Annotated in this window: 17 protein-coding genes; 9 read left to right on the forward strand and 8 right to left on the reverse strand. The window is 70.5% G+C overall.

What is annotated here, in order from left to right:
- Positions 1-22: 22 nt before the first annotated feature.
- Positions 23-1,360, forward strand: coding sequence for an NAD(P)/FAD-dependent oxidoreductase (locus LX16_RS17425; RefSeq protein WP_147140143.1), 1,338 nt, complete (start codon positions 23-25; stop codon positions 1,358-1,360).
- Between the two features lie 28 nt (positions 1,361-1,388).
- Here LX16_RS17425 and nucS read toward each other — a convergent pair whose 3' ends face one another.
- Positions 1,389-2,054 (reverse strand): endonuclease NucS, encoded by a 666-nt coding sequence (gene nucS / locus LX16_RS17430; RefSeq protein ID WP_147140145.1) that lies wholly within the window; start codon positions 2,052-2,054, stop codon positions 1,389-1,391.
- Between the two features lie 47 nt (positions 2,055-2,101).
- Complete coding sequence (gene putP, locus LX16_RS17435) at positions 2,102-3,664, reverse strand: sodium/proline symporter PutP (protein WP_244615860.1); 1,563 nt, start codon at positions 3,662-3,664, stop codon at positions 2,102-2,104.
- A gap of 402 nt (positions 3,665-4,066) precedes the next feature.
- On the opposite strand from putP, the gene LX16_RS17440 reads away from it, so the two are divergent.
- From LX16_RS17440 to LX16_RS17455, 4 genes are read left to right on the forward strand one after another with little or no spacing between them, the layout of a single operon-like run.
- Positions 4,067-4,285: a hypothetical protein gene (locus tag LX16_RS17440; RefSeq protein WP_147140890.1), complete on the forward strand. Its 219-nt coding sequence runs from the start codon at positions 4,067-4,069 to the stop codon at positions 4,283-4,285.
- Complete coding sequence (locus LX16_RS17445) at positions 4,285-5,088, forward strand: hypothetical protein (protein WP_147140152.1); 804 nt, start codon at positions 4,285-4,287, stop codon at positions 5,086-5,088. Before LX16_RS17440 ends, LX16_RS17445 begins: the two co-directional genes overlap by 1 nt.
- 2 nt (positions 5,089-5,090) lie before the next feature.
- Positions 5,091-7,757, forward strand: coding sequence for an FtsK/SpoIIIE domain-containing protein (locus LX16_RS17450; RefSeq protein WP_147140154.1), 2,667 nt, complete (start codon positions 5,091-5,093; stop codon positions 7,755-7,757).
- Entirely contained in the window at positions 7,754-8,569 is an 816-nt protein-coding gene (locus tag LX16_RS17455) for a TMEM198/TM7SF3 family protein (protein ID WP_147140156.1), read from the forward strand. The genes LX16_RS17450 and LX16_RS17455 overlap by 4 nt, the downstream gene beginning before the upstream one ends.
- Positions 8,570-8,662: 93 nt before the next feature.
- Here LX16_RS17455 and LX16_RS17460 read toward each other — a convergent pair whose 3' ends face one another.
- Entirely contained in the window at positions 8,663-9,547 is an 885-nt protein-coding gene (locus LX16_RS17460) for an RpnC/YadD family protein (RefSeq protein WP_147140158.1), read from the reverse strand.
- Between the two features lie 268 nt (positions 9,548-9,815).
- On the reverse strand, positions 9,816-10,844 hold the full coding sequence (locus tag LX16_RS17465; RefSeq protein WP_244615861.1) for a 3-hydroxyacyl-CoA dehydrogenase: 1,029 nt from the start codon (positions 10,842-10,844) through the stop codon (positions 9,816-9,818).
- A 168-nt stretch (positions 10,845-11,012) separates the two neighbouring features.
- Here LX16_RS17465 and LX16_RS17470 point away from each other — a divergent pair, with 168 nt between their 5' ends.
- The 3 genes from LX16_RS17470 to LX16_RS17480 all read left to right on the forward strand — a co-directional run bounded on the left by LX16_RS17470 (position 11,013) and on the right by LX16_RS17480 (position 13,747).
- Complete coding sequence (locus LX16_RS17470) at positions 11,013-12,500, forward strand: aldehyde dehydrogenase family protein (RefSeq protein WP_147140160.1); 1,488 nt, start codon at positions 11,013-11,015, stop codon at positions 12,498-12,500.
- A gap of 70 nt (positions 12,501-12,570) precedes the next feature.
- Positions 12,571-12,870, forward strand: coding sequence for a hypothetical protein (locus LX16_RS17475; RefSeq protein ID WP_147140162.1), 300 nt, complete (start codon positions 12,571-12,573; stop codon positions 12,868-12,870).
- A gap of 64 nt (positions 12,871-12,934) precedes the next feature.
- On the forward strand, positions 12,935-13,747 hold the full coding sequence (locus tag LX16_RS17480; protein WP_147140164.1) for an alpha/beta hydrolase: 813 nt from the start codon (positions 12,935-12,937) through the stop codon (positions 13,745-13,747).
- A gap of 4 nt (positions 13,748-13,751) precedes the next feature.
- Here the strand turns inward: LX16_RS17480 and LX16_RS17485 are convergent, their stop codons facing one another.
- The 4 genes from LX16_RS17485 to LX16_RS17500 all read right to left on the reverse strand — a co-directional run bounded on the left by LX16_RS17485 (position 13,752) and on the right by LX16_RS17500 (position 20,046).
- Entirely contained in the window at positions 13,752-15,023 is a 1,272-nt protein-coding gene (locus LX16_RS17485; RefSeq protein ID WP_147140166.1) for a protein kinase family protein, read from the reverse strand.
- 284 nt (positions 15,024-15,307) lie between these two features.
- Positions 15,308-16,483: an AI-2E family transporter gene (locus LX16_RS17490; RefSeq protein WP_147140167.1), complete on the reverse strand. Its 1,176-nt coding sequence runs from the start codon at positions 16,481-16,483 to the stop codon at positions 15,308-15,310.
- A gap of 197 nt (positions 16,484-16,680) precedes the next feature.
- Entirely contained in the window at positions 16,681-18,534 is a 1,854-nt protein-coding gene (locus tag LX16_RS17495) for a hypothetical protein (RefSeq protein ID WP_158645641.1), read from the reverse strand.
- A gap of 276 nt (positions 18,535-18,810) precedes the next feature.
- Positions 18,811-20,046, reverse strand: a complete 1,236-nt coding sequence (locus LX16_RS17500) for a coiled-coil domain-containing protein (protein WP_147140171.1) — start codon at positions 20,044-20,046, stop codon at positions 18,811-18,813.
- 351 nt (positions 20,047-20,397) lie between these two features.
- On the opposite strand from LX16_RS17500, the gene ahcY reads away from it, so the two are divergent.
- The gene (gene ahcY, locus LX16_RS17505; protein ID WP_147140172.1) at positions 20,398-21,858 is read left to right on the forward strand and encodes an adenosylhomocysteinase; all 1,461 of its coding nucleotides are present in this window, start codon (positions 20,398-20,400) and stop codon (positions 21,856-21,858) included.
- Positions 21,859-21,865 lie beyond the last annotated feature (7 nt).

Raw genomic sequence — 21,865 nt, forward strand, 5'->3', positions numbered from 1 at the left:
CGGAAGGGTGCAAGATTGACATGTGAGACGAATCGTGATCGTCGGAGCGGGCCACGTGGGCTTCTACGTGGCCGACCAGCTGTCCCACCGGCTGCGCAAGGACATCCGGCGTGGTGACGTGGAAGTCATGGTCATCGATCCCCAACAGCACATGACCTATCAGCCGTTCCTCCCCGAGGCCGCCGCCGGCCACATCTCGCCGCGACACGGCGTCATCCCACTGCGGCGGCAGCTCCACCGGTGCCGGATCCTCAACGGCACCGTCACCCGCATCCGCCACGCCGACAAGACCGTCACGGTCCAGCCGATCGTCGGCCCCTCCCGCGACATCGAGTACGACCAGATCGTGGTCGCCCCCGGTTCGGTCTCCCGGACGCTGCCGATCCCGGGACTCGCCGAGAACGCCATCGGCTTCAAGTCGATGGGTGAGGCCATCTTCCTCCGCAACCACGTGCTCGCCCGCCTCGACGCCGCCGCGGCGACCCCGGACCCGGAGGTGCGCCGCCGCGCGCTGTCCTTCGTCTTCGTCGGTGGCGGTTTCGCCGGTGTCGAGGCGATGGCCGAGTCCGAGGACATGGTGCGCGACACCATGAAGGACTACGAGGAACTCGACTTCGAGGAGACCCGCTGGACCCTGGTCGAGGCGTCCCAGCGGATCCTCCCCGAGGTCGGTGCCGAGATGGGCGCCTACACCGTGGAGAAGCTGCTGCAACGCGGCTTCGACATCCGCCTCAACACGCTGTTGAAGTCGTGCGAGGACGGGCACGTGGTCCTGTCCGACGGTGAGGAGTTCGACGCCGACACCATCGTGTGGACCGCGGGGGTCAAACCCCACCCGATGTTGCAGGACACCGACCTGCCGCTGGGACCGAAGGGACACCTTCGCTGCCGCCCGACCCTCCAGGTGGAGGACGACGCCGGGATCGTCGAGGGCGCGTGGGGCGCCGGCGACTCCGCGCAGGTCCCCGACCTGTCGGGTTTCTCCGAGTACTGCTCGCCCAGCGCGCAGCACGCCGTCCGGCAGGCCGCGCGACTCGCCAAGAACATCGCCGCCGTCCTCTACCAGCGGCCGGTCAAGGACTACGTGCACAAGTACGTCGGCTCCGTCGCCTCCCTCGGCCTGTACAAGGGCGTCGCCCACGTGTACGGCTTCAAGGGCAAGGGGCTGATCGCGTGGTTCATGCACCGCTCGTACCACCTGATGCGGGTGCCCGGTTTCGGCCGGAAGGTCCGGGTCGTGGCGGACTGGACGCTCGCCGTCTTCACCAAGCGCGAGACCGTGCAGCTCGGTGAACTGCACGACCCGCGCGGGCCGTGGGAGGACGTGGCCACCGGCCGGACGCCGCCCTCACCGGGCTGACCCCTTCGAACGGCCGGTCCGGTGCCGGTCAGAACAGGGTCGGCTGAGTCTGATCCACCGTGCCGCGCAGGGCGTCGTAGTCCACCGTCACACAGCGGATTCCGCGGTCCTCGGCGAGGACGCGCGCCTGCGGTTTGATGACCTGCGCGGCGAACACCCCCTGCACGGGCGCCAGCAACGGGTCGCGGTTCAGCAGCTCCAGATAACGGGTGAGCTGTTCGACGCCGTCGATCTCGCCGCGCCGCTTGATCTCCACCGCCACCGACACGCCCCCGGCGTCCCGGCACATCAGGTCCACCGGGCCGATCGCGGTCGGGAACTCCCGCCTGACCAGCGTGTAGCCCTCGCCGATCGGGCTCGGGTCGGCGGCCAGCAGTTCCTGGAGATGCGCCTCCACGCCGTCCTTCCGCAACCCCGGGTCCACTCCCAGCTCGTGGGTCGAGTCGTGCAGTACCTCGTCGATCGTGATGCGCAGGCTGTCACCGGTCTTGCTGTTGACGACCGTCCACTCGCCCGGTTCCTCCTTGACGACGCACGGCGGGGTCATCCAGTTGAGCGGCTTGTACGAGCCGCCGTCGGCGTGCACCAGGATGCTCCCGTCGGCCTTCAGCATGAGGAGCCGAGGAGCCATCGGGAGGTGGGCGGTCAACCGCCCGGTGTAGTCGACAGAGCAGCGGGCCACCACGAGACGCATCCCGCGAGACTACCGGTCCGCCGTCACGCCTCCACCGCCCGCCGCCGTCAGCGGGCCGACCGGCCGCCGGTGCGGAACAGTTTGGGGATGACACGTTCGGCGGTGGTCGTCAACGGGTCCCCGCCGTCGTCCTGTCCGGTCGGTCCCGCCCACCGGCGGCGCGGTCGCCGGCCCATCCGGCCGCACACGACGGCGGCGAAGGTGGCGGCGACACAGCCCGGCACGATCTCGTAGATGCCGGTCTCCAGCGGGTCGACCAGCGGCCACACGAGCACGACGAGGGCGCCCGTCACGATGCCCGCCAGCGCGCCCGCCCACGTCATCCCGCGCCAGAACAGCGACAGGATGACGACCGGACCGAACGCGGCGCCGAAGCCGGCCCACGCGTAGGCGACGATCTGGAGCACCGAGCCGCCGCCGAGGGCGAGGGCGTAGGCGACGACCGCGACCACCACGACCATTCCCCGGCCCACTCCGACGAGCATCCGGTCGCCCGCCCGGCGGTTGAGGAAGGCCCGGTAGAAGTCCTCGGTGAGCGTGGTCGCCGAAACGAGGAGCTGACTGTCGGCGGTCGAGATGATCGCCGCCAGGATCGCGGTCAGCAGGATCGCCGAGACCCACGGGGAGGTGAGTTGCTCGGTGACGACGATGAACACCGTCTCCGGGTTCTCCAGCGGCGCGTCGAGGACCGACACGCCCAGCAGTCCCACCAGGGTCGCGCCGAGCAGCACGACCACGACCCAGCCGGTGCCGATGCGTCGTGCCTCTGCGACGTCGGCGACGCTGCGGATGCCCATGAACCTGGCGAGGATGTGCGGCTGCCCGGGATAGCCCAGGCCCCACGCCAGGCCGGACACGATGGCGACGAAGCCGATCGACTCGCCGACGCTCCACGTCCCCTCGACGAAGGCCGCGCCGGTCACCGGGTTGAGCAGCGCCCCGGACTCGCGCGCGAGGTCTTCGCCCAGTCCGCCGAAGCCGCCGATGACGACCAGGCCGCCCAGCGGGAGCGCCACGAGTGCGAAGCCCATGAGGGACGCCTGGAGGACGTGGGTGCGGCTGACCGCCCGGAAACCGCCGAACGCGGTGTACACGACGATCACGACCATGACGGCGGTCGCGGCGACGTTGCTGTCGACGCCGAGGATCGTTCCGAACAGGACACCGCTGGCGACGAGCCCACTGGAGACGTACACGGTGAAGAAGATGAGTGTCACCGCCGCGGAGATGATCCGCAGGACGCGGGTGCGGTCCTCGAAACGTTCCTCCAGGTAGCCCGGCAGCGACACCGAACCCGCGCGTTCGCTGTAGGCGCGGAGCCTGGGTGCGACGAACCGCCAGTTCAGGTACGTGCCGACCGCCAGTCCCACCGCGATCCAGGTCGCGCCCACGCCGGTGGCGTAGACCGCGCCGGGGAAGCCGATGAGAAGCCATCCGGACATGTCGCTGGCTCCGGCGGACAGGCCGGCCTGCGGGCCGGTGAGGTCGCGACCGCCGAGCACGTAGTCGCCGAGGCTCTGGTTCCTCCGGGTGACCCAGACGCCCACCATGATGAGCGCGGCGAAGTACAGGGGGAAGACCACCGCGATGGGCAGGCTGAAGTCGAGCAACGGGTCCTCCGTGGCTGGTGGAGCGGACCGGGAACGTGGTCTGTCGGACGGCGGGTCGGCGAACCTGCGATGAACCTTGACGGAGTGAGGGTGGACAGTCAATAGTGCTTGTGCATATTTGGCTATAACGGAACAGACGAATTCGGCGGGTGTTGGACACCGGCGGGGCCGACGTCGCGTCGCGGGCCCCGGGCACTGGGAGACAACGGAAGCCGTCCGGCTTCGGGACTTCGTGCCGCGTCAGCCGCCGCCGGGCGACCGTGCGGGCACGCACGTGACGAAACCGACATTTCGGGCGCGCGGAGTGTCGCCGAGTTGACGGACTTTCCCGCTGAGTTCCGCCAAGATGACGGTGTGTCCAACATCAGCGTCGAAGAACTGAAGGCGGCGATCCTCGCCGCCATGCAACAGGTGCGGGACGGCCAGGCCGCGATCACCGTCGCGACGGAACGGCTCGACCAGGCCCAACAGGCCCTCAGCGCCGTCCTGCGCGGCAGTGCGCACGCCTCGGTGACGGCCGCCCAGGCGGCACTCGCGCAGGCGAACCAGGAACTGGAACAGTCGATGGCGGCCACCCTCGCCGCCACCGAGCAGGCCGAAGCGTACGCGGCCACGTTGTGATGTCCGATCTGGAGACCCTGGGAGCCCGGCTGCGCGCCGTCGCGGCCGAACTGCCACGCGCCGACACCGCCACCGCCGCCGACCGGCTCGCCGCCGCCCACGCCGGACTGACCGAGGCGTTGCGCGACTCGGTCGAACCCGCCGGAGCCCCCCGGTTGGCCGCCGCCCGTGAACACCTCGACAGGGCGGCCCGCCACCTGGTGGCCGCATGTGACCGGCTGGACGACTACCTCTCCGACATCGGATTGGCTACCCTGGGTGAGAAGCCCGAGGAGACCGTCACGCCCACAACGGTTCCCTCGGACGCACCACCGGGCAGTCTCGATTGGTGGAGTCGCCGGATCAACGAGATCAGCGACGGAGACGCCGAGGCCGAACTCCGGGAGGTGACCGTGACCAGGTTGTTCTCCGAACTGGTCGATCTGGCGGGCAAGGGTGACCGCGACGCGTACCGTGCCAGGCTGCTGTCCGCGGGTCCCTCCCACGGCGTACGGCTCAGTGGCCTGTCGTGGCCGATGATCCGCACCCTCGCCTCCGACGCCCTCGGTCGGCCCGTCACCGGCAGGGACGACGACCTCCTGATCCGTTTCACCGACGAACCGGTGAAACGGCTGCTGCCCAGGCTGCCGCCCGACGTCGCACTCGCGCAACTGCACGGCGCCAGCAGCCTCCCGCACCGGCATCGTGACGCCGAGGGGCGCGAGACCACCGAGCCGCCGCACCCCGCCGACGCCGCGGCGGTCGGTCCCGTCCTGGTGGCCGCGCTCCTGCGTGCCCGGGAACGCACCAGAAAGGACGCCTAGACATGGCAGGCTGGCGCACGCGATTGTCCCGGCAGGTCGCGGAGGACCTGTCAACCGCGCGAGGCGCCGCCCGCCGGCTCGCGCAGCGGGCCTCGGCCGCCGCCGACTCCGCCAGGACCACCGCCGCGGAGGCCCTGGAAGCGGCCCGCGCCAAGCATTCCGGCCTCACCGCCACCCACCGGAAGGTGCTCGACGGCATCACCGTCCGCGCCGAACGGGAGATCGAGTCGGCGGTCGCCGCCCTGTGCGCCGCCACCGGACCCGAGGCCACCGGCCCGGCCGGCACCCGGTGGGAGCGATGGCGTCGCGAGCCCGCACCACGCCGCGAGCCGATGTGGCTGCTGCGCATCGGGGAACTCGCGGTCGGTTCGGCACAGGGCGCCGAGCGGCCGCCCGCGCTGGCCGGCCTGGCGGACCACTCCCACCTGCGGCTCCGGGCCGACGCCGAGTCGGCGTTGCCGGGCATACTGCTGCGCACCCTCGGAAGCGCCGCACCGGGAATGGTCAGGTTCACCGTCTACGACCCGGAACGGCTCGGCGGCAGCCTCGCGGGGTTCGCCCCGCTGGCGCCGTGCGGCCTGCTCGGTTTCGTGGGGCCGCACGGTCTCGGCGACATGCTCGACGCGCACGTCGAACACATCCGCCGCATCAACGCCACGGTCCTGGCCGGCGACCACGCGTCCCTTCTGGACCTCGCCGTACGCACCGGCAGGCGCCCGGAACCGTGGCGCGTCCTGGTCGTCCTGGCCGCGGACATGTCGGAGTGGACGAAGGAACAACGCGCCCAGCTGACCCGGATACGCCGCACCGGCGTCGCCTGCGGAGTGCATCTCATCGTCGTGGGCGACGACCTTCCCGACGACACCGACACCATGACCGTCTCCGCCGCCGCGACCAGCCTCACCGGTGCCGCCCGGGTCGTGCTCGACCCGCCACCCGGCCAGGCGCTCGTCACCGGCACCTGCCGCGAGGTCGCCCGCGAGTACGCGGCCGGACCGCAACCCACCCAACTGACCGACCTGATCCCCGACGTGTTGTGGACCGAGTCCTCCGCCGCCGGCCTGCTGGTCCCGATCGGCGAGGGGCGCGACGGCAGGCTCGCCGAACTGCCGCTCGGCGACAACCCGCCACACGCGTTGATCGGCGGCCCGTCGGGTTCCGGAAAGACCAACCTCCTCTTCGCGTGGCTGGGCGCGCTCACCTCCCGTTACCACCCCGACGAACTGGAGCTGTACCTCCTCGACTTCAAGGAGGGCGTCTCCTTCGCCCGGTTCGCCGGTGGTAAACGGGATCCCAGTTGGCTCCCGCACGTGAAACTCGTCGGCGTCAACATCAACGACGACCGTGAGTTCGGACTGGCGCTGCTGCGTTACCTGCGAGACGAGCTGCGCCGCCGCGCCGAGGCGGCGAAACGCCACGAGGCCACCAAGTTGGAGGAGCTTCGCGCCGTCGATCCACACGGGCGGTGGCCGCGCATCATGGCGGTCGTCGACGAGTTCCAGGTGCTGCTCGACGGACGCGACGGCGTGTCGGCCGAGGCGGTGAACCTGCTGGAGGACCTGGCGCGGCGCGGCCGGTCGCAGGGCATCCACCTGGTACTCGCCAGTCAGGACGTCGCCGGGATCGAGGCCCTGTGGGGCAGGCCGTCGCTCATCGCGCAGTTCACCCTGCGGATCGCCCTGCCGAAGGCGCGGCGGCTGCTCGCCGACACCAATCCCGCCGCCGACGAGATACCCCGCTTCCACGCCGTCGTCAACGCCGACTCCGGTGTCGTCGCCGCCAACCAGGTCGTCCGGTTGCCCGACGCCGGAGGCCGCGCGGTGTGGGATCCCTTGCAGGAGAAGCTGTGGCGGGCACGACCCGCCGACAACGACTCACCACGGCTGTTCGACGGTGACCACGTGCCGCCGCTTCCCGACACGCCCGTCCTGCCGACACCGGAGGCGGGACCCGCCGGCGACGTACCGGTCGCGGTGCTCGGGCAGGCCATCGACGTCACGTCACGCCCCGCGACGCTACGACTGACCCGGACCCCCGGCCGCAACCTCGCGGTCCTGGGCACCCGGACGACGGAGGTCTGCGACATCCTCGCCGGGGCGGCGCTGTCGGTCGCCCGACGTCACCCGGTCCGGGTGACACTGTGCTGCCTCGACCCGGACGCCGCGCCGCGCGTCTACCTGTTGGGAGGCGCCCTGGAGGCGTCGGGCGCGACCGTCGACTGGCGGGACTCGCTGCGAGAGGTCGTCGACACCTGGGATTCGGTCGTGACGGAGGAACCCCACCTGGTACTGCTGTACGCGGTCGACGCCGCCGGAACCACCATGGACGGCCCCGCGCGGCAACGCCTGCGGGACATGCTCCTCACCGGCCCGGAACGCCGCGTGCACACCTTCGGCTGGTGGCGGTCGGTACCCAGGCTCCGCGAGGACCTCGGCGGGTTCGCCGCCCGGTTCGACTCCATCGACGCCTGGGTGGCCCTGGACGTCCAGGGACCGGAGCTCGCGCCGCTGTCACCGCAACCCGGTGGGCCGGCGTGGTATCCCCGGACCCGGCGCGGCCTCTACTTCGACCGGGCCGTGCACCGCAACCCCGAAGTGCTGATTCCCTACGACACGTCCGGCGTATTGCCTACAGTGGATAACCTGTTGACGCAGGAGGCCCGCAGATGAGCACCGAACCACCGGTCCCGGCCACCGACGCGCACGGATCTCCACCCACGACCGGGACGGTCCCCGGAACCGCGCTCGCCGTCATCCCCAGGCCCGGCCTGCCGGCCCGCCGTGAACAGGGCGGCCCGGCGGCGCGTTCGCCTCAGATGGCCGCCTACCAGGCCGCCTGCCGGGCCTACGCGGACGCGGTGACGGCCGCGCATCTCGCCCGTACGGACGCCGAGGACCGCTACCGCCGCGAGGTGGAATCGGTACGCCAGACCGCGTCCCGCGCGGTGGCGGCCAGGGAGTCCGCGGTCCGCGCCGCGGAGGAGGCACGCGCGCTGGTCGCGGAGGCCGACGAGGCCGCTCACGACGTCTGGCGGCGGCTGGCCATGTACACGGGACGCCGCAGTCCGGGCATCACGCCACCACCCGACGACGCGGCCGAATGCGAGGACGCCGCGCGGGTGCGCGCGCTGTTGACCCGAAGCCGGCGCGCCATCGCGCTGGCGCAACGGGGTGAACTGCCGTTCCCGCCGCCACGACACGCGCTTCCGGTCGCGATCGTGGTGGGCATCGCCTGCGGGCTCGCCGCACTGTGGGGCGCCGGGCTGTTGCTGGGCGCGGCCTCGGGCGGTTCGAGCGCGCAGGCGGCGATACAGGCCGCCGCCCTGGTGGTCCTGTTCCTCGGTGCCTTCGCCGCCATCCCCGTCGTGACGGGCTGGCTGGCGGTCCGGCACCGCATGGGAGTGCGACCCGCCCACATCGCCGCCTGCGTCCTCGGTTCGGTCGCCGCCATCTGTGGACTCGCGCCGGTCGTCCTGTTGTGACGCTTTCGGCCGGTGCTCGTCGTGGAAGTGGTCTTGCCGGTCGGTGACGACGGCCGCGTGGGCGCCCGGGTGTTCGACCGGGCGCCCACGCGGTCAGGCCTCGTCGTCGAAGAGCCGGTCGATGTCGGTGATCGTGGCCGCCCGGGCCACGAGGGAGTTGAGCCGGTCGGCGTCGGTGCAGGCGTTGATGCGGTCGACGACCCCGGCGGGGACCTGGAAGCCGCACGCCCGCAGCACGGTGAGAAGCGCCTTGGCCTCGCCTTCGGCTTTACCTTCGGCTTTACCTTCGGCTTTACCTTCGGCCCAGCCCTCTTCCTTGGCTCGCCCGAACAGTCGGCGGCCCAGTTCGCTCTGGAATTCATAGGTCGCGCCCATGGCGGTCATCATAGCCTCCAGTTGTTGTTGGATCGGCTTGCTCAGCTGCAGATAGACGTAATCGAAGTAGAGTCCGGCCTCGTCACCGTCGAGTCGGGGCACCGCCGCCAGCCAGCGATTCAGCACCTCCGTGCCGGCGTCGCCGGGCCCGGCGTGCGCGATGACCGACAGGGCGGCGAGTTCGGGATTTCCGACCATGTGCTCCACGGTGTGCACCAGGGGGATCTGGGACGGGCCGACCACGTGTGGAAACAGGTACGAGCCGGCTCTTCCCAGCTCGATCGGTTGTGCCGCCCACCTGGCGGTCTCGTCGTTGGGGCAGATGACCAACAGGTCGGTGGGCGTGCGTGACTTGGCCCGTTGGTTCGCCACATACGCCGGCCAGCTCCACCGCTTGACGGAGTCGTCGGAGAGTTGTATCTCCACGACGAGCGAATACACCGGTTCGCCCCGGCGGGTCAACGAGATCACCGCGTCGGCCCGGTACTCGGTGGGCGGGCACTCGCCGAGGTCGCTCGGCAGCTGTACCACTTCGTCGTAGTCGGGAATGGCGTAACGGTCGTCGAGCAGATCGACGGCCAGATGAGGATTACGGGTGAACATTCGAGAGGTTGTCTTTGGTCCTCGTTCGTCGCGAGCGGTGTCCGGTCGAGTGCATTCGCAAGGCGGAGGAGGTCCTGCGTACCGGTGTTGTACGCAGGATCCTCCGACAACGCCGCGAGGCGCCGACCGGGCGACGCGCAGCAGAACAGCAGGATCGAAGACAACCTCTACGGGAGCTCATGCCCCAGAGACGGCATGAACAGATGTTACCTATAGTGCCCGGGCGATCTCGCGTCCGGGCACTATGGAGTGAAGGTGGTCGATGCGGCTACTCGCGCAGGAGGGCTGACAGGCCGTCGGGGTAGCCACAGCCGAGGCGCATCGCGGTGTCGATGTCGGTGATCGTGGCGTAGCCGGAGTCGGCCATCGCCTGGCCCTCGGCCACGTGCGGCGGGATGAGCTCACCGACCAGGGCAGCCGTCCGCTGTGGATCCACGTCGGCCTCGGGCCGTTCACCGGGTTCGTAGAATCCGCCGCCGGACTTACGGCCCAGCCTGCCCCGGTCCACGAGGGACCGGAGGATGTCGGCGGCCTCGTGCCTGGGGGAGCCGGAGTCGGCGTGGATGACGTCGAGGATCTCCACGCAGGTGTCCAGGCCGATGACGTCGAGCAGGGTGAGCGGACCCATCGGGAGGCCGGTGGTCCGGATCGCGACGTCGATCTCGGCGGCGGTGGCGGTGCCGCCGTCGACCAGTTTGGCGGCCTGGTTCAGGTATCCCAGTAGCAGCCGGTTCACGATGAACCCGGGGCGGTCTCCGACGGTGACCGTCGTCTTCCCCAGTCCGGCGGCCAGTTCCTCGACCTCCTCGACCACTTTGGAGTCGGACTGTGCGGTGGTGATGACCTCCACGAGCCTCATCACCGGCGCGGGGTTGAAGAAGTGCATGCCGATCACGCGGTCCGGGCGGCCGGTGAATCCGGCGATCTCGGTGACCGACAGCGAACTGGTGTTGGTGGCCAGGATCGTCTCCGGCGGGCACACCGCGTCCAGGCGGGTGAAGAGTTCGCGTTTGACGGGGAGCCGTTCCGGAACCGCCTCGACCACCAGGTCCGCCCGGGCGATCCGGGCGAAGTCGGTGGTGAAGTCGACCCTGGCCATGATCTGGTTACGTTGCACGGTGTCCAACCGGCCGCGATCGACCTGGCGGTCGAGGGACCGGGTCAGGTTCCGCTTTCCGTTGTCCAGGGCGACGTCGTTCACCTCCACGCCGATCACGGTCGCGCCGGACCTGGCGAACACCTCGGCGATTCCGGCGCCCATGGTCCCAAGGCCGACAACGCTCACAGTCTCTATCACGGGATACCTTCCTGCACGGGTTCGGGATTCTGAGTCTGCCATGCCCGGGCCTCCGCTCCCACAGTCATGACGGCGAAGCGTGAGACATCGACCACTGTCCGGGCCCTTCCCGGGCGGCCGTTCCGGCGAGCGATTGTCGTGAAACCCGTTCATCTCTAGGCTGGGAACATGCAGACCGTGACCGGGCCGGAGATCGTCGACGGCCACCTCGTATCCCGACACCCCGCGACCGGTGCCGAGGTCGCCCGGCTGCCGGTCGCCACCGCCGAGACCGTGGCCACGGCGGTCGCCACCGCCCGGGAGGCCTCCCTGTGGTGGGCGGGCCTCGACTTCTCGGAGCGGCGCAGGCTGCTGCTCGCCTGCAAGGCCGCGATGGCGGGCCGCGTCAAGGAGCTCATCCGTCTCATCCGGATCGAGACCGGCAAGAGCGTGTCCGACGCGTTCTCCGAGGTGTCCACCGCGTTCGAGCACATGAGCTGGGCACCCCGCCACGCGCGGCGGGTGCTGGGGCCGCGCCGGGTCGGCACGCCGCTGAGCCTGTTCGACCACACCGCCACGCTCGAATACCGGCCGTACGGGGTCGTCGGCGTGATCGGCCCGTGGAACTACCCGATGCACACGCCCACCGGATCCATCTGTTACGCCCTCGCCGCCGGGAACACGGTCGTCTTCAAGCCCAGCGAGTACACCCCGGCGGTCGGCCAGTGGCTCGCCGACGTGATCTGTGAGACGGTGGGGCGCCCGGTCGTCCAGGTCGTGCACGGTGCCGGCGACGTGGGGGCGCTGTTGTGCGACGCCGACGTCGACAAGATCGCCTTCACCGGTTCGGTCCCCACCGCGCGCAAGGTCGCCGAGACCGCGGCGCGGCGCCTCGTGCCGGTGCTCATCGAGGGAGGCGGAAAGGACGCCGCGATCGTCGACGAGGACGCCGACGTGGCGGCGGCGGCCGAGTTCGTCACCTGGGCGGCGTTCACGAACGCGGGCCAGTCCTGCACCGGCATCGAACGGGTGTACGTGGTCGAGCCGGTGGCCGACCGGTTCGTATCGCACCTGGTCGAGGCGGTACGGGAACTGCGGGTCGGCGCCGACGACGAGGCGCAGATCGGACCGATCACCATGCCGCGGCAGATCGACGTCATCGCGGCCCACATCCGGGACGCGGTGGAACGGGGAGGTGTCGCCGTGGTCGGTGGACCCGACGCGGTGCGGCCACCCTACGTGCACCCGACGGTGCTGCTCGACGTGCCGGAGGACTCCGCGGCGGTTCGGGAGGAGACCTTCGGTCCGGTACTGGTGGTCAACCGGGTCCCCGACGCCGACGAGGCACTGCGCCGCACGAACGCCCTCGGTTACGGCCTGGGCGGGCTGGTGTTCGGTCGCCGCAACGCCATGCGACTGGCACGCGGGATGCGGTCGGGGATGACGGCGATCAACTCCGGTTTCGGTTTCGCGGCCATTCCGGCCCTACCGTTCGGGGGCGTGGGCGAGTCGGGTTACGGCCGTGCCCACGGCGCGGACGGACTGCGGGAGTTCGCCTTCGCCAAGTCGATCGCGCGTCGGCGCGTCCGCCAGTTGCTTCCGCTGATGTCTATGCGCCGCAGACCGGTCCACAACCGGTTGATCGCGCGGTACCTGAAGATCACCGGCGGCCGCTGACCGTCGCCGGGGCGCACCGGGGCGAGAACCCCTCCGGCCCGGCTCCTGTCAACTGATTAACCTAGGGCGCATGAGTCCCCGTCGGCACCGCCGGGCTCCCGGACCGGAACGGCTTGACGAGGCCCGGGCGCGCCACGGCGTTCAGAGTCTGGAGTCCGGTCCGGACGGTGATTGGTACGTGCGCGGCATCGCCGGTGGCCAGGCCGAGAAGGCGTACCGCTGTCCCGGTTGCGACCAGGAGATCGGGCCGGGAGTCGCCCACGTGGTCGCCTGGCCCGCCGACGGACCGGTGGACGAACGCCGCCACTGGCACACGCCGTGTTGGCGGGCGCGTGACCGTCGCGGGCCGCGCCGCACCCGTCGCCGATGAATGGACGGGGTCACGATTCCGGCGGTCCGCGGACCGTCCCGTGCGGGCTTGAGAGACTTGACCGGTGACTCGAATCAGTGCGAACTCGATCCTCCCCGGGCGGCGCGAGGCCCTGACACTTCACACCGCGGACGGCCTGTCGCTGGTGGGGGAGTTGGCGTCGCCCGCCGACCGCGACCCCGTCGCCACCCTCATCTGCGTACATCCGCTGCCCACCCACGGCGGCATGATGGACAGTCACCTGTTCCGCAAGGCGGCGTGGCGACTGCCCGCGTTGGCGGATCTGGCGGTCCTCCGGTTCAACACGCGCGGCACCTCCAGCGTCCACGGCACCAGCGAGGGCGAGTTCGACAACGCCGACTCGGAGCGGTTCGACGTGGCTTCGGCCATCGAGTACACCGAGTTCGCGGAGCTGCCCGACGTGTGGCTGCTCGGCTGGTCGTTCGGCACCGACCTGGTGCTCAAGTACGGCCGTGACCCACACGTCACCGGGATCATCCTGTTGTCGCCGCCGCTGCGGTACACCTCGCGGGCGGAGCTGGCGGCCTGGGGCGAGGACGGACGCCCGGTGGTGGCGCTGGTTCCCGAGCACGACGACTACCTGCGGCCCGAGGCCGCCGCCGAACGGTTCCAGGTGGTCCCGCAGGCCGAGGTCGTGGGTGTGGACGGTGCCAAACACCTGTGGGTGGGGGACGCCGAACGGGTCCTCGACGAGGTCGTGGCCCGCGTGAATCCGCAGCGGTCGCCGCTGCCCGTCGAGTGGGACGGTCTCATGGAGACGGGTGACTCGTCCGCCTACGCCGACCGGACGGTCGCCGCGTTCTCCGACGTGGAGGTACAGGGGCCGCCGCAACGGGACGCCCGCGACGCCGACTGAGTCGTCACCGGCCGCACGCCAGGTACTCGCGCAGCTCCGCGGGCACGTCGGTCTCGCAGCCCGACACGATGCGCCACCGGCCGTCGGCCTGGCGCAGCACCATGCGCCGCGTGTCCTCCTCGGACGCCACGTCCGCGGTGACGGCTACGTAACCGTCCTCGCCGCACAACCGATCGGTGACGACGGCGCGGGCGATGGTGTCACGCACCGCCTCGGTCAGCTCGGCCTCCGACGGGCAGCGGGGTTCGGCGCTGGCGTCGGTCGCGGTGAACGTCAGGAAGCCCGCGCCACCGACCGCCGCGAACGCCAGCACGGTGGCCGCGGCCACCTTCACCGGGCGGGGCACCCGGAGCCGTCGCCGCCTGCGGGGTGTGACGGTGACGGCGACGTCGGCGCCGCCGGGAAGGCTGACCGGCCGGGGTCCGCCTCGCGGCAGCAGACCGGGGGCGACCCGGTGCGGCCGCGTTCCGGGTTTCACGTGGCCGGTGAGGTCGATCTCGGCGAGACGGCGGCCGAGTGTCGCCGCGTCGGGCCGCAGTCTCGGATTGGGGTTCATGCCGTCGCCGAGCACGTCGGTCAGCGAGGTGCTGACGCCGGGGATGTCGGGTAGCGGCGCCGACCGCAGCATCGGTTCGGAGGCGTCGCGTGGTCCCGTCAGCCACGGTGGGCGTCCTCCGAGCGCGCCGTACAGCAGCGTGGCGAGGTCGTAGACGTCGGCGGCCGGACTGCCGTGAACGGACCCGGCCTGGCACGCCTCCAGATGCTCGGGCGAGGTGTATCCGGTGACGGGCAGGCAGTGCGCGAGCGACGGCGCGGTGGTGTCGAACCCGGCGACGATGAGCCTGCCGTTGGCCCCGGCGAGCACGGTCGCCGGTTGCAGCGCGCCGTGGATGAGGCCGGCGGAGTGGATCCCGCTCAACGCGTCGGCGAGGGCGACGCCGAGTGCGCGCACCTGCCCGGCGGGCCGTGGGCCGGTCTCGGCGAGGAGATCGGCGAACGTCCGCCTGGTGGTGTGGACCGCCATGTAGGGCCGACCGGTCTCGGTGAGTCCGGCCGACGCCAACGGCGCGATGTGCGGGTGGGTCGAGAGCTTGGCCAGCCGACTGGCCCAGTCCAGGAACACCCCGCGGCCGGCGCCGTCGGCGCGCCGCTCGGCGACGGTCACTACGACCGGCGCACTGGAGTCCACCACCGTGCCGGAGTAGACGCTGGCCGTGGAGTCCTGGTGCAGTAAACGAACCAGGCGTACCGCTCCGGCGGTCGCGACCGCGCGCATGACTCACCTCCGCTCGTTCGTGATCGGGTCCGCCCCCGTGCCGTGTCGTGGCGGCCCTCAGTGCCGCCCGGTGTCACGGAGTCGCGGACCGGCATCGCATGCGTCCACAGTGCCTGACATCGGTGTCCTCCGCCCGTTCGGCAGGTCGCGTGTGGGGGCCGGGCCGGAATCGGTGCGGGGGCGTGGATCCGGCGCGGACGGTTTCACCCTCAGCCTACGTGGAGACCCGCCCGGCGCGACAGCCGTCCGGCGAACCCGGCACGCCTGAGGCAGCCGTGAACGGGTCACGTCGCGTCCTGCCGGGGGATGTACACCTCGCGCACCAGCAGCTGCACGGTGGCGACGGCCGGGACCGCCAGCAGTGCCCCGACGACGCCCAGCAGGGCCGCGCCGATCAGGATGCCCAGGATCGCCGCCAGGTCGGAGACCTTCACCGACCGGCGCATCACCGCCGGATAGATCAACCAGTTCTCCAACTGCTGGTAGAGGATGAAGAAGACGGCGCACGCCACGCCCACCCACACCGAGACGGTGAGCCCGACCAGGGTGACCACCACGGCTCCGAGTGTGGCGCCGACCTGCGGGATCAGATCGAGGACCGCGACCACGAACGCCAACGCGTAGGCGTACGGCACCCCGGCGATCAGCATGAACACGAAGGAGCAGCCACCCGCGATGGCGGCGATGCTCAACGCGCCGACGGTGTAGCCGCCGACCTTCGCCAGCACCTCGTCGCCGAGTGACCGGGCGCGCTGCCTGCGGCTCGCCGGGAGCAGTCGGTAGAAGCCCGCCTTGAGGCGGTCGAAGGACACCAGGAAGTAGACCGTCAGCAGGACGATCATGACCCCGTCGAAGACCGAGCCGATCGCCACTCCCAGCACGCTGGCGATACCGCCGGCGGCGTCGAACACGGTGGCGGCGCTGAGGCCGCTGGCGGCGTCACGCAACGCCTGCACGATGTCGTACCGCTCCTGGAGTTGCAGGACCCACGGCTGGTGGCTGAGCGTGTCGATGTAGTCCGGCAGCGCGTCGATGAACGCCGTGCCCTCGGTGATGATCGGGGGCACGATCGCGAGCAGTCCCCCGCACAGTACGAGTATCGCGGCCAGGCACACCGTCGTCACGGCCAGGCCACGTGGCAGCCCGAGGCGTTGAAGCCGGACGACCACCGGGTTCAGCCCGATCGCGATGAACGCCGCCACGACGATGACGACGAGGAGCCCGAGCACGACCCCCAGGCTCTGGTAGATCAGCCACGCCGCCAACAGGCCGAGCCCGCCGTACAGCCCCTGATGGAAGGGCGTCTTGGCGAAGGGCCGCCCGGACGCTCCGAAGGGGGACGCGGGCGCGCCCGCGGCCGGAGTGTCCGCCGGCGGCGGTTCGGGCGAGGTTCCCCGGGCGTCCGTGTCGTCGGAGGGCGGCTCGACCGGCTTACGCCGGCGATCACGTCGTCTGCTCATGGCCGTCTCTCATCACCAGGGGGTGGTTCTGCGTTGTGGATCCGGTGGTGGAGTGGTGTGCCCGTGCGACCGTCGCCGGCCACGGGGAACCGCCTCCCGCCCACCCGATGCGCCCGTACCGGTACCACCGTGGCCGCTCACCGAGCGGGCGTGTACGGGGAAACCGCACACGCCCGGATGACGACCGCCGCGAGGGCTCAGTTGGGCGTGGAACCAGTGTGCACGGTCTCACCGTCCGATGCACGGTCGGTGCCGTTCTGGCCGCGGTTCCTGCCCTTCTTGCCGCCGTTCTTGCCACGGTTCGGCTTGTTGCCGCCGTGCGGCTGGCCGGAGTGCTTGGCACGCTCGACGCTCGACGCGTCGATGGCCTGGGTGGCGTCGGTGTCCGCGGGGCTCTCCGGGGCCGCGGGGGAGTCGGCCTCCTTCGGCGCCTCGTTCCCGGTGTCGCCGGCGGTGACGGCGGCGACGTCGATCGCGGCCGTGGGTGGTTCGGCGTCACCCCCGGTGGCGGCGGGAGCCCCGGTGTCGCCCGCCGGTGTCCCGTCCGGCGTGGCCGGCGTGGTCCGGGCCGCCGCGGCGACGTCCGCCTTACTGATGACGACCGTCTCGTCCTCGGGGTTCTTGCCCTGGCGGGCCTGGGCCACCAGGCGCTTGGCCTGCGCGCGTGCCGTGGCGAGGATGGCCTCGGCGTCACGGCGCGCGGTCTGGACGGCGGCCTTGGCCGCCTCCTCCGACCTGGTCCTGACCGATTCGGCGCGCCGTTCGGCGGCGGCGGTCTGTTCCTCCGCGCGCTCGGCCGCCTCGGTGGTGAGCCTGCGGGCCTCCTGGTCCGCCTCGGAGGTGAGCGCGGCGATCTGCCGGTCCGCCTCCTCGGTGACCCGGGAGGCGCGCGCCTCCGCCTCGGCGGTGATCCGGGCGGCGTGCTGCTCGGCGTCGGCCACCAACTTCTCGGCCGTGCGGGTCGACTCGGTGGTCAGCTTCTCGGCCTCGGCGCGGCTGGACTCGGTGAGCTGCCGCGCGGTCGCCTCCGCGTCGGCGATCAGCGCGGCGGCGTTGCGTTCGGCCTCGGCGAGCGCGGCTGCCGCCTTCCGGTGGTTCTCGGCGGTCTCGGTGCGGAGCCGTTCGGTCTCTGCCTCGGTGGCGGCCCGCAACCTGGCGGCCTCCTCCTCGGCCTGAGTGCGGATGACCAGGGCCGCGGCCTCGGTCTCCTGCTTGAACCGTTGGGCGTTGGCCTCGGCCTCGTTGCGGATCTGCTGGGCAGCCGACTGTGCCTCGGTGCGCAACCGTTCCGCCTCGGCGGTGGCCTGCCCGACGGTGTCCTTGGCCTGGTTGGTCGCCGAGACGCGGATCTGTTCGGCCTCGACCTCGGCGTCCTGCTTCGCCTGATGTGCCTCGGTCCGGAGCCGTTCGACGTGGACGACCAGTTGCCGGGCCTGTTCGTCGGCCGCCTCGCGGATCCGCACCGCCTCCGCCTCGGCGTCGCTCTTCATCGCGGTCGCCTTCTGGGACGCCTCGGTCAGCATGTCCTGGGCCTGTTGGGCACGCTTGTTCATCTCGGCGTCGACGATGCGGCGGCGATCGGCCTCCGCCTTCTCCGCGGCGGCGCGGCGCGCGGCCAGAGCGGTCTCGAAGTCGCGGCGGGCGGACTCGGTCTCGGCCTCGACGTCGCGGCGCATCTGCTTCAGAGATTTGCGCTCCTCGTCGAGCTCGGCGGCGGCGCGTTGCTTGATCGAGTCGGCCTCCTCCTCGGCGAGGGTGAGGATGTGCTCCACCCGCGGTCCGAGGTGCCGGTACGACACCTTGTCGTCCACGGCGGTGCGGCGGCGGATGTCCACGATCTGAGCCTGAAGCTGCTGCACCTGCATGACGAGCCGGTCGACCTGCCCCACGGCCTCGGCGCGTTCCGCGGCGAGCTGGGCGATCTCCTGATCCATGTTGCTCAGGTACTTGTCGACCTGCTTCTTGTCATATCCCCGCAGCGACTGCTCGAAGTCCCGGCTGGCGCCGTGGGACGATCCAAAGCTGCTGAAGAAGTCTCCACCGTGCGACATAGGCCCCATCCTCACACGCGAACGCATCCGTCACATCGGATATGACGGGACAGCTCACGATTCTGCTTGATAACCGTCGAATAACGATCTGATCGATTTCCTGCCGTTAAGACGTTAGCTCGGAAGCACGGGAACTGGGAATGCACCCTGGAACACTGCTAAATGTGTTGATATCGTCACAGTCCGGCCCATTATGGACCGACCCGGCGGCCGGCGCACGGAACAGGCCCGCCGTCGAGGTGTCGACGGCGGGCCTGTCGTGTCGCCATGCGCGGGTCAGGAGGACGCCGCGGTGTCCTTCTCCTTCTCGGACTGCTTCTTGTCGTCGGGGTCGCCACCCAGGGCGCCCAGGCCGATGCCCTGAAGCTGGCCCATCATCGTGCGCAGCGTGGACTGGACGTTGTCGCGCTCGCGGGTGAGCATGTCCACCTCCTTGCGCGCCTTCGTGGTGGTCTCCTCCGCGTCGGCCTTGGCGTCGGAGATGAGGCGGGACGCCTCGGCCTTGGCGTCGGCGACGGCCTTCTCGGCGGCCGACTTGGCCTTCTCGGTCGTGTCGGTCGCGTACCGCTCCGACTCGATGCGACGGGCCTCGGCCTTGGACTCGATCTCCTTGGCGCGTTCCTCGGCGGTCTTGGCCCGCAGCTCGGCCTCCGTCACCAGCTTCTGGGTCGCGGCGATCGCCTCGGCGTGACGCTCGGACTCCTCGCGCTCCGCCCGCTCGCGGCGCTCCGCGAGTTCCAGGTCCAGCGCCTGGAGCTCCTTGTCGCGCTTCTCCTTGGCGTCGGCGAAGAGCTTGGCGGCCTCGGCGCGCTTCTCCTCGGCCTCCCGCGCCGCCTTGGCGCGCAACTGGGTGATCTCCCGGTCGGCGGTGGCGCGCAGGCTCGCGACCTCGCGTTCGACGCTGGCCTTGAGTTCGGCCACCTCGTGCCCGGTCGAGGTGCGCAGCTGCTTGGTCTCGCGCTCGGCGTCCGACCGGAGGGTCTCGGCCTCGCGGCGGGCCTGCACCCGCATCTCGGCGGCCTCGCGTTCGGCGGCGGTACGCAGGTTGCCTGCCTCGCGTTCGGCGGCCTGCTTGTAGCCGTTGGCCTCGTTGCGGGCGGCGTCGGTGATCTCGCGGGCCTCGAGGCGTGCCGCGGACAGGATGCCCTCGGTCTCACGTTTGGCCTCGGCCCGGTGTTCGTTCGCCTGCTCCTCGGCCAGGCGCAGGATCTGCTCGACCCGCGTCCCCAGGCCCGACAGAGTGGGGCGGCTGTTCTCCTCGAGCTGTTGTGCCTGCTCCGCCAGCCGCTGTTCCAGCCCGGTGACCCGCTGCTCCGCCTGGCGGAGTCGCCGCTGAGCCTCGGTCATTCGCTGTTCGGCTTCGGAGCGTGCCTGCTCGCTCTGCTTCAGCGAGGCGTTGACGCGCTGGAAGTGTTCCTCGACCTGATTCCGGTCGTAACCGCGAAGTACGACGGGGAATTCGACCTGTTGGTGTGACGGTTCGAAGAAGGAATTGGAGGGCTGCTGGGACATTGGCCTATCGTCGCAGATCGACTGGGGGGAAGCGCAACCCCGGTGGAGGATTTCACCCGAAAATTTTGGGCGGATCGTACGTTGGTATGCCGGAATCGTGACACTATGTGGGATTCGCCGGGTTTGGCCCGGCCTCACAACGAGCTGAAATCGATTTCGTTACGCAATGACGCAGTCGGATAGCCGACAGTTCGATCCGGTTCGATGTGACCCGTGGGAGACTGCCCGATTCACTGTGCCATGCGGGGACCGGCCGCCACCGCCCGGCGGCCACGGCGCGCCGGTGACGTACGACCGCACCGGGGGTTGCGGCCGGTCGGCGCGGCGGAGCCGGTGGGTAGCATCCACCCCATGACAAAGTCGCTCACTCCCGATGATTACAAGGTCGCAGACCTGAGCCTGGCCGCGTTCGGTCGCAAGGAGATCGATCTGGCCGAGCACGAGATGCCGGGCCTCATGGCCGTGCGCCGGGAGTTCGCCGACGCGCAGCCGCTCGCCGGTGCCCGGATCACCGGCTCACTGCACATGACCGTGCAGACCGCGGTGCTCATCGAGACCCTCGTGGCGCTCGGCGCCCGGGTCCGCTGGGCGAGCTGCAACATCTTCTCCACCCAGGACCACGCCGCCGCCGCGGTCGCGGTGGGAGCCGGGACCCCGGAGGACCCGCGGGGTGTGCCGGTCTTCGCCTGGAAGGGTGAGACCCTGGAGGAGTACTGGGACTGCACCGAACGCGCCCTCGACTGGGGCGACGAGGAACCGAACATGATCCTCGACGACGGCGGCGACGCCACCCTGCTCGTGCACAAGGGCGCCGAGTACGGCAAGGCCGGCGGAGTCCCGGACCCGGCGACCGCCGACAACGAGGAGTTCGCCATCGTGCTGGCGCTCCTGCAGCGCGTCCTGGCGGCCGACCCCGACAAGTTCACCCGGATGGCCGCGGAGATCCGCGGTGTCACCGAGGAGACCACGACCGGCGTCCACCGGCTTTACGAGATGTTCAAGTCGGGAACGCTGCTGTTCCCCGCCATCAACGTCAACGACGCCGTCACCAAGAGCAAGTTCGACAACAAGTACGGCTGCCGGCACTCCCTCATCGACGGCATCAACCGGGCGACCGACGTGCTCATCGGCGGCAAGGTCGCGGTCGTCTGCGGCTACGGCGACGTCGGCAAGGGATGCGCGGAGTCACTGCGCGGCCAGGGCGCCCGTGTGATCATCACCGAGGTCGACCCGATCTGCGCCCTGCAGGCCGCGATGGACGGATACCAGGTGACCACTCTGGACGACGTCGTCGGGGAGGCCGACATCTTCGTCACCACGACCGGTTGCAAGGACGTCATCACCGCCGACCACATGCGACGGATGAAGCACCAGGCGATCGTTGGTAACATCGGCCACTTCGACAACGAGATCGACATGGCCGGACTCGCCAAGACCGACGGCGTCGTCAAGACGGAGGTCAAGCCGCAGGTGCACGAGTGGCTGTTCCCGGCCGCGGACGGCCGCGACGCGCACAGCATCATCGTGCTGTCGGAGGGCCGGCTGCTGAACCTGGGCAACGCCACCGGGCACCCGTCCTTCGTGATGAGCAACAGCTTCACCAACCAGGTGCTCGCCCAGATCGAACTGTACACAAAGCCCGGTGAGTACCCCGTCGGCGTGTACACGCTTCCCAAGGCGCTGGACGAGAAGGTGGCGCGCCTGCACCTGGACGCCCTGGGCGTCAAGCTCACCACACTCTCCAAGGACCAGGCGGACTACCTGGGTGTGCCCGTGGAGGGTCCGTACAAACCGGACCACTACCGGTACTGATCGGCCA

This window comes from Stackebrandtia albiflava, from assembly GCF_007994225.1.
Lineage (GTDB): Bacteria > Actinomycetota > Actinomycetes > Mycobacteriales > Micromonosporaceae > Stackebrandtia > Stackebrandtia albiflava.

Bases quoted from the DNA above. Each gene is read 5' to 3' on its own strand.
- nucS (WP_147140145.1), bottom strand. From the start codon at position 2,054: ATGCGTCTCGTGGTGGCCCGCTGCTCTGTCGACTACACCGGGCGGTTG.
- LX16_RS17440 (WP_147140890.1), top strand. From the start codon at position 4,067: ATGCAACAGGTGCGGGACGGCCAGGCCGCGATCACCGTCGCGACGGAA.
- LX16_RS17445 (WP_147140152.1), top strand. From the start codon at position 4,285: ATGTCCGATCTGGAGACCCTGGGAGCCCGGCTGCGCGCCGTCGCGGCC.
- LX16_RS17450 (WP_147140154.1), top strand. From the start codon at position 5,091: ATGGCAGGCTGGCGCACGCGATTGTCCCGGCAGGTCGCGGAGGACCTG.
- LX16_RS17455 (WP_147140156.1), top strand. From the start codon at position 7,754: ATGAGCACCGAACCACCGGTCCCGGCCACCGACGCGCACGGATCTCCA.
- LX16_RS17460 (WP_147140158.1), bottom strand. From the start codon at position 9,547: ATGTTCACCCGTAATCCTCATCTGGCCGTCGATCTGCTCGACGACCGT.
- LX16_RS17470 (WP_147140160.1), top strand. From the start codon at position 11,013: ATGCAGACCGTGACCGGGCCGGAGATCGTCGACGGCCACCTCGTATCC.
- LX16_RS17475 (WP_147140162.1), top strand. From the start codon at position 12,571: ATGAGTCCCCGTCGGCACCGCCGGGCTCCCGGACCGGAACGGCTTGAC.
- LX16_RS17485 (WP_147140166.1), bottom strand. From the start codon at position 15,023: ATGCGCGCGGTCGCGACCGCCGGAGCGGTACGCCTGGTTCGTTTACTG.
- LX16_RS17490 (WP_147140167.1), bottom strand. From the start codon at position 16,483: ATGAGCAGACGACGTGATCGCCGGCGTAAGCCGGTCGAGCCGCCCTCC.
- LX16_RS17495 (WP_158645641.1), bottom strand. From the start codon at position 18,534: ATGTCGCACGGTGGAGACTTCTTCAGCAGCTTTGGATCGTCCCACGGC.
- LX16_RS17500 (WP_147140171.1), bottom strand. From the start codon at position 20,046: ATGTCCCAGCAGCCCTCCAATTCCTTCTTCGAACCGTCACACCAACAG.
- ahcY (WP_147140172.1), top strand. From the start codon at position 20,398: ATGACAAAGTCGCTCACTCCCGATGATTACAAGGTCGCAGACCTGAGC.